Origin of the sequence: Bradyrhizobium ottawaense (assembly GCF_002278135.3) — a bacterium.
GTDB classification, from domain to species: domain Bacteria; phylum Pseudomonadota; class Alphaproteobacteria; order Rhizobiales; family Xanthobacteraceae; genus Bradyrhizobium; species Bradyrhizobium ottawaense.
In genome coordinates, this window is record NZ_CP029425.2 from 1438095 (window position 1) to 1451422 (window position 13328).

The 13328-nt window shown below is 64.6% G+C and carries 12 protein-coding genes; 8 read left to right on the top strand and 4 right to left on the bottom strand.

The features are described from left to right. The first annotated feature begins 37 nt into the window (after window positions 1-37). Window positions 38-1381, top strand: a complete 1344-nt coding sequence (locus CIT37_RS06855) for a glycoside hydrolase family 3 N-terminal domain-containing protein (RefSeq protein ID WP_095425192.1) — start codon at window positions 38-40, stop codon at window positions 1379-1381. A 97-nt stretch (window positions 1382-1478) separates the two neighbouring features. Here the strand turns inward: CIT37_RS06855 and CIT37_RS06860 are convergent, their stop codons facing one another. From CIT37_RS06860 to CIT37_RS06870, 3 genes are all read right to left on the bottom strand, one after another. Next, window positions 1479-3101 (bottom strand): ABC transporter substrate-binding protein, encoded by a 1623-nt coding sequence (locus tag CIT37_RS06860; RefSeq protein WP_095425193.1) that lies wholly within the window; start codon window positions 3099-3101, stop codon window positions 1479-1481. Between the two features lie 147 nt (window positions 3102-3248). Further along, the gene (locus CIT37_RS06865) at window positions 3249-4520 is read right to left on the bottom strand and encodes a DUF892 family protein (protein ID WP_095425194.1); all 1272 of its coding nucleotides are present in this window, start codon (window positions 4518-4520) and stop codon (window positions 3249-3251) included. A gap of 170 nt (window positions 4521-4690) precedes the next feature. Next, window positions 4691-5299, bottom strand: coding sequence for a TetR/AcrR family transcriptional regulator (locus CIT37_RS06870; protein WP_028140033.1), 609 nt, complete (start codon window positions 5297-5299; stop codon window positions 4691-4693). A 103-nt stretch (window positions 5300-5402) separates the two neighbouring features. Between CIT37_RS06870 and CIT37_RS06875 the strand changes: the two genes are divergently transcribed. The 3 genes from CIT37_RS06875 to CIT37_RS06885 all read left to right on the top strand — a co-directional run bounded on the left by CIT37_RS06875 (window position 5403) and on the right by CIT37_RS06885 (window position 6803). After that, window positions 5403-6098 (top strand): PspA/IM30 family protein, encoded by a 696-nt coding sequence (locus tag CIT37_RS06875; protein WP_095425195.1) that lies wholly within the window; start codon window positions 5403-5405, stop codon window positions 6096-6098. A 40-nt stretch (window positions 6099-6138) separates the two neighbouring features. After that, entirely contained in the window at window positions 6139-6414 is a 276-nt protein-coding gene (locus CIT37_RS06880; protein ID WP_014491840.1) for a YiaA/YiaB family inner membrane protein, read from the top strand. A gap of 182 nt (window positions 6415-6596) precedes the next feature. Continuing rightward, entirely contained in the window at window positions 6597-6803 is a 207-nt protein-coding gene (locus CIT37_RS06885; RefSeq protein WP_008145196.1) for a hypothetical protein, read from the top strand. Between the two features lie 185 nt (window positions 6804-6988). Here CIT37_RS06885 and CIT37_RS06890 read toward each other — a convergent pair whose 3' ends face one another. Continuing rightward, a complete protein-coding gene (locus tag CIT37_RS06890) occupies window positions 6989-7834 on the bottom strand; it encodes an SDR family NAD(P)-dependent oxidoreductase (RefSeq protein ID WP_038947555.1) in 846 nt (281 codons plus the stop codon). Between the two features lie 182 nt (window positions 7835-8016). Between CIT37_RS06890 and CIT37_RS06895 the strand changes: the two genes are divergently transcribed. From CIT37_RS06895 to CIT37_RS06910, 4 genes are all read left to right on the top strand, one after another. Then, a complete protein-coding gene (locus tag CIT37_RS06895; RefSeq protein ID WP_028140036.1) occupies window positions 8017-9513 on the top strand; it encodes an aldehyde dehydrogenase family protein in 1497 nt (498 codons plus the stop codon). A 119-nt stretch (window positions 9514-9632) separates the two neighbouring features. Further along, window positions 9633-10760, top strand: a complete 1128-nt coding sequence (locus CIT37_RS06900; protein ID WP_028140037.1) for an alkene reductase — start codon at window positions 9633-9635, stop codon at window positions 10758-10760. Window positions 10761-10909: 149 nt separating this feature from the next. Beyond that, window positions 10910-11413 (top strand): GFA family protein, encoded by a 504-nt coding sequence (locus CIT37_RS06905; protein WP_038947554.1) that lies wholly within the window; start codon window positions 10910-10912, stop codon window positions 11411-11413. 249 nt (window positions 11414-11662) lie between these two features. Next, window positions 11663-13324, top strand: coding sequence for a thiamine pyrophosphate-binding protein (locus CIT37_RS06910; protein WP_095425196.1), 1662 nt, complete (start codon window positions 11663-11665; stop codon window positions 13322-13324). Window positions 13325-13328 lie beyond the last annotated feature (4 nt).

Consider the following 13328-nt stretch of genomic DNA (forward strand, 5'->3'; position numbering starts at 1 on the left):
GGTGCGAAGCATCGCCACTCCCAGCGCGTGATGCATCATGCAATTCCTCCGCCGTATCGGTCTCATTCTGCTCTGGCTTGCCGCACCCCTGGTCGCATTCGTGGCCGCGAACAAGAACGATCCCTATCTGGTCGCGCTCCGGGGCGCCGGAAACGTCGCGCTTGTCGTCGCAAGCCTTGTGATCGTCATCCTCCTGCTGCGCGGAGAACGGTGGCGCACTATCGCGGGCAAGCTGCTCGTCACGCTCTGGTGCCTGCCGCCGCTCCTGATGTCCGCCGCGCATCTGAAGTTCGAGCTGCGCAAGCACGACGTTCTCGGCGCAAGCGCCGCCGAGGCGCGACAGCTCGGGCCTCATTTCATGGTCGGCTATTCCTCGTTTTCCGAGGTCGCGCGGCTGGCCGAGCAGGGATTGATCGGCGGCGTCTATGTGACCCGGCACAACATCCGGGGCCGGACGATTGCGGCGCTACGTGCCGAAATCTCGGCGCTTCAGGATATCAGGCGCGCGGCGGGCCTGCCGCCGCTGGTCGTGGCCGCCGACCAGGAAGGCGGCATCGTCGGGCACCTTGCCCCGCCGCTCACCAAGGTGCCGGCGCTGGCGACGCTCACCGGGCTGGCTCCCGACGACCAGCAGGCCAAAGCGGAAGAATTCGGCCGCATCCACGGACACGAGCTCGGCGCGCTTGGCGTCAACCTCAATCTCGCGCCGGTGCTCGACCTCAAGCCGCCGGCGAGGCGCAACCGTCTCGATTTCCACACGCTGATCGGCCAGCGCGCAATTGCAACCGATCCTGCTGTCGTCGGCACGATCGCAAGCGCTTATGTCCGCGGGCTGGAAGAATCCGGCGTCGGTGCCACGCTCAAGCATTTTCCGGGCATCGGCCGCGTCCGCACCGACATGCATCATTTCAGCGCCAATCTCGATACGCCAGTCGGGGAATTGGAAGCCTCCGACTGGCTTCCGTTCCGCGAGGTGCTGTCGCATTCGCGCAGCGCGCTGATGGTCGGGCATGTCACGCTGACCGCGGTCGATCCCGACCGCGCCGCCTCGCATTCCAAGCGCGTCGTCGATGGCATTCTCCGGGACAAATGGGGCTACCAGGGCATGGTGATGACCGACGACCTCGTGATGGGTGCGATCTACCAGAACGACGTCTGCAAGGCCGTGGTCGAGGCGATCAATGCCGGCGTCGACCTGCTGCTGGTCGCCTATGACGGCGCGCAGTTCTATCGCGTCTTCGCCTGCGCTCTGGACGGGTTGCGGCACGGCAGGCTCGATGCGGCGATGCTGCGCGCAAGCGCGACGCGTCTGGAAAGAGGATTTCCGATCGAGCAGGCCCGAGGGGGTTCTGGCGCGATCAGCCTCGCCCGTCAGGACTAAAGCATGATCCGGAAAAGTGCGCAGCGGTTTTCCGAAAAGATCATGCTTAAACAAAAAGCCAAAGCGCGATGACGATTCGTCCTGATCGTATCGCGGTTTAGCCTTTCGCATACTGACGGTAGTCCGGCTCCCGGTGAAACCAGAATTCGTAGCCGGTGACGGCCTTCTGCATGGCGACGTCGTGGATCGGCTGGTTGAGCGGAACGACCGGGACGTCGCGGATGCAGAGCGCAATGAAATCCTTCACGGCCTGGTCGTACTCGGCCGTATCAGCGGTGAAGCGGGCCTTGTCGATGAGCACGTCCATCTCCTTGTTCTGGTAGGAGGAGATGTTGAAGATCGAGTTGTTGCCGTGGAAATTCCAGTAGAAGTAATATTCGGGATAATCCAGCCAGCCGCTGAAGCGGTTGAGCGCGAGCGGCAGCTCCTTCTTGTTCAGCGTCGTCCGCCAGTTCGCGCCGGGGATCTTTTCGATTGCCGCCTTGATGCCGATCTTGGCGAGGCTCTCCTGGATAAGGATCGCCGTCGGTTCGCCGACGGTCGCGGTGCCTGTGTCGAGTGACAAGGTCGTCTCCACGCCGGAGGCGAAGCCGGCTTCCTTCATCAACGCCTTGGCCTTTTCGAGATCGGTGACATAGGGAAACGGCTGCGGCCAGACCGGCTTTGAAATGTCGGCGGCGCCGCCGTACATGGGAACGGCACGGCCGAAGAACGCGCTGCTCTGGATCTGCTCATATGGCGTCGCCCAGGCGATGGCCTGGCGCAGCTTGACGTTGTCGAACGGCGGCTTTGCGGTGTTCAGAGCAACGTACCAGAGCGCATTGGGGATCGGCACGCCCGACACCTTGACCTTGCCTTCCCTGATGAGCTGGTCGAAATCCCGCGGCGCAAAGCCGCTCGACAAGTCCGCATCGCCTCGCTCCAGCATGGCGCGGCGGGTCCCGCCGGAGGGGACGTCGCGTGCGATCACGCGCCTGATCTTCGGCAACGGTCCGCTCTTCCAGTCGTCGAAGCGTGCCAGCACGGTCTCGCTGCCGGGCTTCCAGCTCTCGATCCTGTAGGCGCCGCCGCCGGCCTCGTTGTTCTTCAGCCACGCCAGCGCCCACGGGTCTTCGGCCGTCGCATTTTTCTTCGCCAGCTCGGAATTGATGATGAACGGCACCACGACGGCGACGTTGAACAGCAGCATCTTGTCCTTGCGGACATAGTCGATGCGGAAGGTGTGATCGTCGACGACCACGAACTGCTCGGGCTTTTCCAGCGATCCCGCGGACATCTGGAAGGTCGGAAAGCCGCCGACCTTCACCGCGCGGTCGAACGACCATTTGACGTCCTTGGCCGTGACCGGCGACCCGTCGTGGAACTTCGCATCTTTTCGGAGGCGGAAGGTGCAGGACATGCCGTCGGCCGCGACCTCCCAGCTCTCGGCGAGTTCGGGCGCGAGCCTCTCGCGATCATACGACAGCGTTCCGTCCGGCAGCGTCTTGGAGGCGTAGGAGAGCAGGCGGTCGTAGCAATTCCACGATAGCCCGTTCACGGTCTGGTTGGAGCCGACGCCCTGCATGTCCAGCGAGTTCGGACCCAGCTCCTGCACCACCAGCAGCGTTTCGCTCCGGCCCTGCGCCCAGGCGAAGGGAGGGGCGACGGCACTGATGCCGGCGGCACCCACGCCGCCGAGCAGCACGCTGCGGCGGCTCATATGGAAGGGTGAACTGCTCATGGGTGCCTCCTGTCCGGCAATTGTCCGGCATCGAGAGGCAAGGTGTGTGCCACCGGCACGAATGATCGTACCGTGTCCGGGGCCGGCCGCCCCGCGCGACGGCGCGAGGCGGTTTCATTCGGTGCGTCTGCGCGCGCCAGGCGCTTCCTATTCGGCCTGCTCCAGTGCGGCAGGCATCTTCGCAACCGACATCAGCGATCGCGCGACCTGATTGAGCAGGAGATCGGCGTTTTCTTCTTCGGCGAGGGATTTGGAGAGCAGGGCGACCACTGCGCTATGCCGGAGCTGCTGCGCCAGGTTGCGCGCGGTGGTGTAGCCGGACATCTCGTAATGTTCGACGCGTTGAGCCGCAGAAATCAGTGCGAGGTCGGCGGCCGCGTCCTCCTTTTCCTCGCCTTCCTTCATGACCTCCTGGCCTTCCTCGATGAGGCCCATCATGCCCTTGCAGGGCTTGGCGCGTGCGTTCTCGCCGAGCAGCTCGAAGCACTCGTTGATGCGCTCGATCTGATTCTCGGTCTCGGTCAGATGCTGCTCGAATAATTCCCGCAGCTGGTCGAAGCGGGCGGCCTGCGCCATCTTGGGAAGCGCCTTGGTCAACTGCTTCTCGGCATGGAGAATGTCGCGCAGTTCATGGAGCAGGAGATCGGTCAGGCCGGCTTCGTCGACGGGCGGTGAGCTTTCCGTGACGATCGGCGTGCCGGCGCCGGGATCGGCGGACTGCAGCGCAGGCGATTCCGTGAACACCCAATCCTCGCCCTCGTTCCAGGGACCGCGGGTGTCGATTTCGCCGTGGTCACCGCTGCCGGTGGAGTCGTTGAAGTACTGGTTCACGAGGCCGGGCGACGGCGCGAGCCTGCCGACGCTGAAGGCCGGCTTCGACAGGCTTTCGAGCGCTCGCGCGAACGCCTTCATATGAGTGATCTCCCGCGTCATCAGGAACTGGAGCGCGTCCTTGCTGCCGGCGTCGTCGCAGAAATTGATCAGCCGTTCATAGACGATCTTGGCGCGCGCCTCGGCGGCGATGTTGCTGCGGAGATCGACGTCGAGCTCGCCGGTGATCTTGAGATAGTCGGCGGTCCAGGGATTGCCTTGCGAATTGAACAGGTTGACACCGCCGCCGCCGGCGATCGCAATCAGCGGATCGGCTTCCGCCGCCTGGCGGTCATTCTTCGAAGGCGCAAGATGCATTCGCGCGAGACAGCCGACGACTTCGAGATGGCTGAGCTCCTCGGTGCCGATATCCATCAGGAGATCCTTGCGGTCGGGGTCCTCGCAATTCAAACCTTGAATCGAATATTGCATCGCGGCCGCGAGTTCCCCGTTGGCGCCGCCGAACTGCTCCAGCAGCATATTGCCGAAGCGGGGATCGGGTTCGTCGACACGCACGGTGAACATCAGTTTCTTGACGTGGTGATACATGGGAAGGCTCGCGCTCTGAGGGAAACTATGCGCGTCAACCGACCCTCGGAATGTTCGTTCCTAGCTCTCGCCGAGATTCAGATCCGGTGCTGCGCGAAGGAGTGAAGCGGAGCGCATATGCACGTTCGTTGGTGCCGGCGAGATCTCTACGGTCCCGCTGCTGCGCGGCCCTATGCTGCCCGCGCGATCAGTCCGTCAATCATCGCGCGCACGAGGCCAGCGATTTCCTTGCGCAGCGCCGGCAGCGGCACGGCGACCAGCTTCTGCTCCAACCCCAGCGCCACCATGCCATGGACCGCCGAGAACAGGCTGCGTGCGGTGATGCCGAGCTCCTCCGGGCCGCGCTTTGGAAACAGCGCGGCCAGCGGCTTGTAGATGTGGCGGAACAGCCGCATCTGGTCGTCGACGGACCAGTCGGGGACGACCTTGTCGGCCTCCATGCGGTGCTCGAACAGCGCGCGCCAGAGCTGGAGATTTTCCGCCGCGAAATCGCAATAGGCGATGGCGATGCGGACCAGGGTCTCCTGCGGCGAGGGGGCGCCCGCGCCTTCCGCCACGCTCAGCGCCTCGTCGAGCCGGAGCAACGTGCGCGACCCCACACGCAGGATCAGCTCATCCATATCGGCCACGAGATTATAGACCGCACCATTGGCGCAGCCGATCTCGCGGGCGAGATCGCGAGTTTTCAGCCCTGACAATCCACGGTCCGCGATCATCCGTTCCGCCGCCTGAATGAGCGCGGATCGAAGTTTCTCTCGACGTTCCAAGGCCTTAGACATGCATCGGTCATATTCTTGAGCGTTGCTCAAAATTCTCTTGAACAATGTTCAAGGTTGTTGCTACAAAGTATCTGTGAGCAACGCTCATAACAGGGAGCAACAGATGTTCAAGACCGTCGTGACACTTTTCCGCGGCAGCGTGGCCGCCGCGGGCGAAGAGCTGGAGGACCGCACGGCCCTCCTCATTCTCGACCAGCAGATGCGCGATGCGGCCGCGGCCGTCGAGCGCAGCAAGCGGACGCTGGCGCTGGCGATCGCGCAGGATCAGCAGGAAGGCCGCAAGCTCGAGGCGACGATCGCCCGCATTGCCGATCTCGAGGCGCGCGCGGTTGCGGCGCTCGACGGCGGCCGCGAGGATCTCGCCAGGGACGCTGCCCAAGCCATCGTAGGCTTGGAGGCCGACCGCGATGCGGCAATGACGGCCCGCGCCTTGTTCGCGACCGAGATCGCCCGGTTGAAGCGGCACGTCGCGACCGCGCAGGCCCGCATCACCGAGCTCGATCGCGGTCGCCGCGTCGCCCGAGCCTCGGAGGCGGTACGCTCGCTTCGGCGCAGCGGCATCGAGGCGGCACGCCCTTACGAATCCACGCTGCCGGAGGCGGAGAGCACCCTGCGGCGCCTGCGCGAACGGCAGATGGAAACCCAGGCCGCCGATGATGCGCTGGTCGAGCTCGACGCGGCCACCGGTCCGCTCGCCACCGCCGAGAGATTAGCCGAGCAGGGTTTTGGCCCACGGTTGAAGACGACTGCGGACGACGTGCTGGTCCGGTTGAAGTCCAAGCGCGCGCCGACTGCCTGATCCCCAACCCCATCATCATTCGAACCAACAGGAGACCGTCATGAACCAGAACGGCCAACCCCATAGCAGCGCCTGGGTGACCTTCACCTACGCGTCCTTCGCAGCCTCCGCATTTCTCGTCGCCATTGGCATCTTCTTCCTGCCGATCGACCTCTGGATGAAGGGCTATCTCACCATGGGCATCGTCATGCTGATCCAGACCTGCATCACCCTGACCAAGACTGTGCGCGACAATCACGAGAGCAGCCGGCTGGTGAACCGCATCGAGGATGCCAAGGCCGAGCGTTTGCTGATGGAGGTTTCCAAGGCGGCTTGAAAAATGTGCCTCGCGCCAATCGGACGACGAGCAAGAGAGCCGCGGAGCGACGCGCCGCGGCTCTCGCGTCCAGGCCCACCCGGAAATGACGTCTTGATCGTGCCTCGCGGTCCGCATCTCGCATTGTACTTCGAACGCAGGTGCGATATGGCTCTCGCGCTTTCCAGAGGCGGAGACGAGCTTTGTCGAAACAATCGCTGCGTGAGGAGGCCGAGCGCCTGATCCGCGAATCGATGGAAAAGAAGACCATCGTCGTCAAGCAGGGCGCGACCCGCATCGAGGCCGTCTGCGGCAAGTGCGGCGCGCCGAACCGGGTCCAGGCGGAGAAAGGCCAGACCCGGGTCAAGTTCGCTTGCAAGAATTGCGGGCACCAGCAAGAGACGCTGTAGGGCGGTTGCGCGAACTGCCGCGCCGCGAACACTCCAACCCTCATCCTGAGGAGCCCGCTGAAAGCGGGCGTCTCGAAGGATCGAGGCCGGGCTGCTGCAGCCGGGCCTGCATGGTTCTCGCGGCGATGCGCAGCATCGTCCGCCTCGCGCGCAAGGGCGCGCTCCTCACCATGAGGGTCTGACAGTTACTTCCCCTCCACGAACCTCGTGAACGCATCCGCGTAATCCGGGTGCCAGCGCGACAGCGGCGGCCGGTTCTCGACGATGTCGCCGGCGGCCCATTGCATGCGCTTCTCGTCGAGCGCGCGCGGCACGTCGTTGTCCGGGCACAGGATGTAGAAATCGCCCACCTCCAGCCGCGCCAGCATGAAATCGACCGTCTGCTCCGGCGTCCAGGCGCCGGCCGGCTTCTCGGTGCGTCCTTTCGCGGTGAGGCCCGTGAAGACGAAGCCGGGGATCAGCAAATGTGCCGTGACGCGACAGTCTCTCGTGTTGCGCAGTTCGTGCTGGAGCGCTTCGGTAAATGCCTTCACGCCGGCCTTGGAGACATTGTAGGCGGGATCGCCCGGCGGCGTGGTGATGCCCTGCTTCGAGCCCGTGTTGATGATGAGGCCGCACCTGCCGCGTGCGATCATGTTGGGCGCGAAGATGCGCGAGCCGTTGATGATGCCCCACATGTTGACGGCGATAACGCGCTGCCAATTGTCGGGTTCGCCGAACAGCGTGCTGCCCGGCTGGATGCCGGCATTGTTCATGAGCAGGTCCGTTCCGCCGAACTGCGCGGCCACGGCGCGTTCCAGTTCCCTCACGCTCTCCGCGCTGCTGACATCGACGGCGAAGGTCATCACGTTTGTGGCAGACGTGACGGATGAGAGTCTTGTTGCGGCGTCCGCCAGACGTTGCCGGTCCACGTCCGCGATACACACTTTCATGCCCGCGCGCGCGAAGGCCGCAGCGGCGGCAAACCCGATTCCGGATGCGCCACCTGTAATCACGGCGACATTGTCTTTGACGATGGCGGGATGTGGCATGGATCATCTCCGGGGAGGACTCTTCATCGAGCTATAACATGGCAGCAGTCCGACCCTGCACAAGTTGGCATGGGAGGTCTTCGTTCAGCGCTGCCTTTACGCCTTTCCGGCACGGCTGTATCCTTCACCCTAACGATCCCGCCCAGATCGAACCAATCAATCACCTGACAGGGAGTGCAGCCATGGCTGTGTCGCAGGCTATTCCGATCACGCGCCATCCGTTCGCGAATGGGTCCTACAAGCAGATGCTGATCGACGGGAAGTGGGTCGATGCAGCCTCAGGCAAGCGCTTCGAGACTCATAATCCTGCCACCGGCGAATTGCTCGCAACCGTCGCCGAGGGCGACAAGGAAGACATCGATCGTGCGGTTGCCGCCGCCCGCCGCGCCTTCGAGGGGCCCTGGAGCAAGGTGAAACCGTTCGAGCGGCAGAATCTGCTGCTCAAGCTTGCCGACCTCGTCGAGAAGAATTTCGACGAATTGTCGCAGCTTGATACCCTGGACATGGGTGCGCCGCTCAGCCGCACCCGCGCCTATCGCCTGCGCGCCGTCGGCATGCTGCGTTATTACGCCGGTCAGACCACGGCGATCCACGGCGAGACCATCGAGAACTCGCTGCCCGGCGAGATCTTCTCCTACACGCTGAAGGAGCCGATCGGTGTCGTCGGCGCCATCATTCCCTGGAACGGCCCGCTCACGGCGACGATCTGGAAGATCGGCCCGGCGATCGCGACCGGCTGCACCGTGGTGCTCAAGCCCGCCGAAGAGGCGCCGCTGACCTCGCTGCGCATCGCCGAGCTGGCGATGGAGGCGGGCATTCCCCCCGGCGTCATCAACGTCGTGCCCGGCTATGGCGAGACCGCGGGCGCCGCGCTCGCCTCGCATCATGACGTCGACAAGGTCGCCTTCACCGGCTCGCACGTCACGGGTCAGTCGATCATCCGCGCCTCCGCCGGCAATTTGAAGCGTGTCTCGCTCGAGCTCGGCGGCAAGTCGCCGGACATCGTGTTCGCTGACGCCGATCTCGACGCCGCCGTGCCGGGCGCGGCGATGGCGGTGTTCGCCAATTCGGGCCAGATCTGCAGCGCCGGCACGCGCCTGTTCGTCGAGCAGTCGATCTACGAGGAGTTCGTCGGCCGCGTCGCCGAGTTCGGCAAGAAGCTGCAGGTCGGCAACGGTCTCGATCCCAATGTGCAGATCGGCCCGCTGGTGTCAGAGCAGCAGCTCGAGCGCGTCACCGGCTATCTCGACATTGGCCAGAAGGAAGGCGCAAGGGCGCTCGCCGGCGGCGGCCGCGTCACCGAGGGCGCGCTGTCGAAGGGCTTCTTCGTCTCGCCGACCGTGTTCGCGGGCGTTCAGGACAACATGCGCATCGCGCAGGAGGAGATTTTTGGCCCCGTCATCTCCGCGATCGCATTCAAGGACATGGACGAGCTGGTCAAGCGCGCCAACAACACCACCTTCGGCCTCGGTTCGGGCCTGTGGACGCGCGACGTCAGCAAGGCGCATGCGGTTGCAAAGTCGCTGCGCGCCGGCTCGGTGTGGGTGAACTGCTACCAGGCGATGGACCCGGCCGTGCCCTTCGGCGGCTACAAGATGAGCGGCTATGGCCGCGAGTCCGGCAAGCAGCATGTCGAGGAATATCTCAACGTGAAGTCCGTCTGGATCAAGACGGCCTAGCACTTGTTCTCTCCCGCCTTCCGCGGGAGGGAATATCTGCTTTTATGGGGGCGGCGCCTTTTCCGGGTGCCGCCCCTCGCGATATGATCCGCATCCTTCCAAAGAAACTCGGGGTCAGCATGAAATTCGAGGCGTTGTTTAGACCGTTGCAGGTCGGTCCGTACAAGCTTGCGCATCGCGTCGCGATGGCACCGCTGACACGCATGCGGGCCGAGCGCGAGAGCTTTTCACCGCGCCCGCTCAACGCCGAATATTACGGCCAGCGTGCGACGCCGGGCGGCCTGCTCATCGCCGAGGCCTCGCCGGTGCTCTCGCACGGCCGCGGCAATCCGGCGACGCCCGGCATCTATTCGGAGGCGCAGATCGCCGGCTGGCGCAAGGTGGTCGATGCCGTGCACGCCAAGGGCGGCATCATCTTCCTCCAGCTCTGGCATGTCGGCCGCGTCTCGCATTCCTCCTTCCACGGCGGCGAGCTGCCGGTTTCGGCCTCGGCGATCCCGATCAAGGCGGAAGGCATGAAGGCGATGACGGCCGACGGCAAGATCTCGGACTATGAGACGCCGCGCGCGCTGGAGACCGGGGAAGTCAAGGGTATCGTCGAGGCCTTCAGGCAAGGCGCGAAGAATGCACTCGCGGCCGGTTTCGACGGTGTCGAGATCCACGGTGCCAACGGCTATCTGCTCGAGCAATTCCTGCAATCACGCAGCAACCAGCGCACCGATCAATATGGTGGATCGATCGAGAACCGCGCCCGGCTGCTGCTCGAGGTGACGCAGGCCGCGATCGACGTTTGGGGTGCGAACCGCGTCGCCGTGCGGCTGTCGCCGCATGGCATCGCCAACGATTCCGGCGAGCCCGATCCGATGCCGCTATACACCCACGTGGTGAAGGCGCTCGACAAGCTCGGCCTCGCCTATCTGCACTTCATCGAGCCGCGATCGAGCGGCTCGGGTCGCGCCGAGGTCAACTGGCAGAATGTGCCGTCGGCGATGCTGCTGTTTCGTCCGCTCTACAGCGGCGTGCTGATGACCGCCGGCGGCTTCACCGGCGAGACTGCGAATGCGGCGATCGCCGACGGCCATGCCGACATCATCGCCTTCGGCCGCATCTTCATCTCCAATCCCGATCTGCCGCGCCGCCTGCAGCACGACTACCCGATCACGCCGTACAATCGTGCGACGTTCTATGGCGGCGAGGAGAAGGGGTACACGGATTATCCTGTTTATGACGAGCTGACGCCGGCGTAGTTAGGCTGTCATTCCGGGGCGATGCGTAGCATCGAACCCGGAATCCATCTCTCCGTCTGAACAAGCCGCCTGATGGATTCCGGGCTCGCGACTTTGTCGCGCCCCGGAATGACGATCGTATTGTCTGCAATGACAACGGAAAGACGTCCATGGCCAAAGCCGCAGTCGCCGCAGGGATCGCCACCGGCCAATGCCTCTGCGGCAAGGTCACCTTCGAGATCGATGTCCCCGCGCGCTGGGCCTGGCACGATCACTCCGCCGCCAGCCGCCGCGCCCATGGCGCGGCCTATGCGACCTATGTCGGAAGCTGGAAGAAGCGGTTTCGCATTACGTCGGGCAAGACGGCGCTCACGCGCTACGAGGACAAGGCCACCAGGACCACGCGCAGCTTCTGCTCGCAATGCGGCACGCCGATTGCCTATGAACGACCGCGTGGTCCGCACATGGTCAACATCCCGCGTGCGCTCTTCAGGGAGCGCACCGGCCGCCAGCCGCTCTATCACATCGCGATCGAGGAGCTGCAGGAATGGGCCTATACCGGCGAGCCGCTGGTGCCGCTCAAGGGCTTTCCGGGCGTGGTCTGCCAGCGCTCGAAAAAGAAGAAGCGCGCGGGCGGCGAGGACCCGTTCGAGCTGGGCCGGGAGGAAATTTAGCTCCACTCTCATGCCCCGGACGCGGTGCGGCACGAAGTGCCGCGCCGCCGAGCCGGGGCCCATGCAGCGGAGAATGCGGTGAGCAACTGGGTCCCGGCTCTGCGCCGCAACGCTTCGCCGCGTCGCGTCCGGGACACGAGAGCGGGGCTTCCACGCAACGCAGCCATGAGCACGCTTCCTTGCGCGCCTCCCGCGACTTCGGCCATCATGCCGCCGTCCTTGCGGCAACGTCCGCTCCCTGGAGGAAACATGAAGAACAAGATCACCGGCCGCTCCGCCTTTCTCGCGCTGCTCAAGGACGAGGGCGTCACGCATCTGTTCGGCAATCCCGGCACCACCGAGCTGCCGATCATGCATGCGCTGAAGGACCATCCCGACCTCACCTATGTGATGGCGATGCAGGAGAGCCTGGTGGTGGCGATCGCCGATGGCTATAGCCGCGCCTCCGGAAAACTCGTCGCCTGCAATGTTCATGTCGCGCCCGGCCTCGGCAACGCGATGGGCTCGCTCTACAACGCCCAGTTCACGGGCACGCCGATGATCCTCACGGCCGGCCAGCAGGAGCAGGGGCACGGCCTGATGGAGCCGGTGCTGTATGGGCCGCTGGTGCGGATGGCCGAACCGCTGGTGAAATGGGCGGTGGAGGTGACGCGGCTGGAGGATTTGCCGCGCATCGTGCGCCGTGCCGCCAAGATTGCGACGACGCCGCCGACCGGTCCGGTGTTCATCTCACTGCCCGGCGACATCCTGAACAGCGAAGCGGGGATCGATCTCGGTCGCTCCACCCGCATCGACGCGCGGACAAGGCCGTCGGACGAAGCGCTCACGGCCTTTGCCGCGCGGCTGCTGAGGGCGGAGCGCCCCGTCATCGTCACCATGGACGAGGTGGTCAAGAGCGATGCGCTGAAGGAGGCTGCCCAACTTGCCGAGCTGCTCGGCGCGGCGGCTTACCAGTCCTCGACGCCCTATGGCTCGCACTTCCTGTCGGAGAGCCCGAGCTTTGTCGGCACGCTGGCACGCGTGCAGAAGGTCGCGCGCGATACGCTCGCGCCGTACGATCTCCTGATTGCGCTCGGCGGCGATCCCTTGCGGATGTCTGTCTATAGCGAGGTCGATGCGCTGCCTGACGGACTCGGCATCGTCCAGATCGGCCTCGTCGATTGGGAGATCGCCAAGAATTACGGCGCCGAGATCGCGCTCAAGGCGGATCTGAAGGAAACGCTGCGCGCGTTGATCCCGGTGCTGAAGGAGATGGGTGGCGCGACACTTGCGAGCCGCGCCAAGCAGCGCCTCGCCGAGATCGCGCCGAAGAACTGGACCGCGCGGCGTGCCGCGCTGGTCGAGCAGATCGGCAAGAGCGCCGGCCGCGCGCCCATTGATCCGGACTTCCTCGTGCTGCAGATGGTCGAGGCGATGCCCGATAACGCCATTCTCGTCGACGAAGGCCTCACCTCCAGCCGCCAGGTGACGGCGCTGCGACCGCATCGCGATCGCTACGGCTATCACGGCCTTGCCTCAGGCGGCATCGGCTGGGGCCTGCCGGCCTCGGTCGGCGCCAGCATCGCCAATCCGGACCGCCCGGTCGTGTGCTTCTCGGGCGATGGCAGTGCGATGTATTCGATCCAGTCGCTGTGGACCGCGGCGCATCACAAGCTGCCGCTCAACGTCGTCATGGCCAACAATGGCGGCTACCGTATCATCAAGCAGCGCCTGCTCGCTTTCCATGACGACGACAATTATGTCGGCATGGATTTCGTCGATCCGCCCGTCGATTTCGCCGGCGTCGCCAAGGCGCTCGGCTGCGAGGCGATCAAGGTCAGCGATCCCAGAGAGCTGAAGGCGACACTGGCGTCGGCGTTCAATCGGCCGGGGACGAAGTTGATCGAGGTGATGGTCGACGGGAAGGTGTAGATCC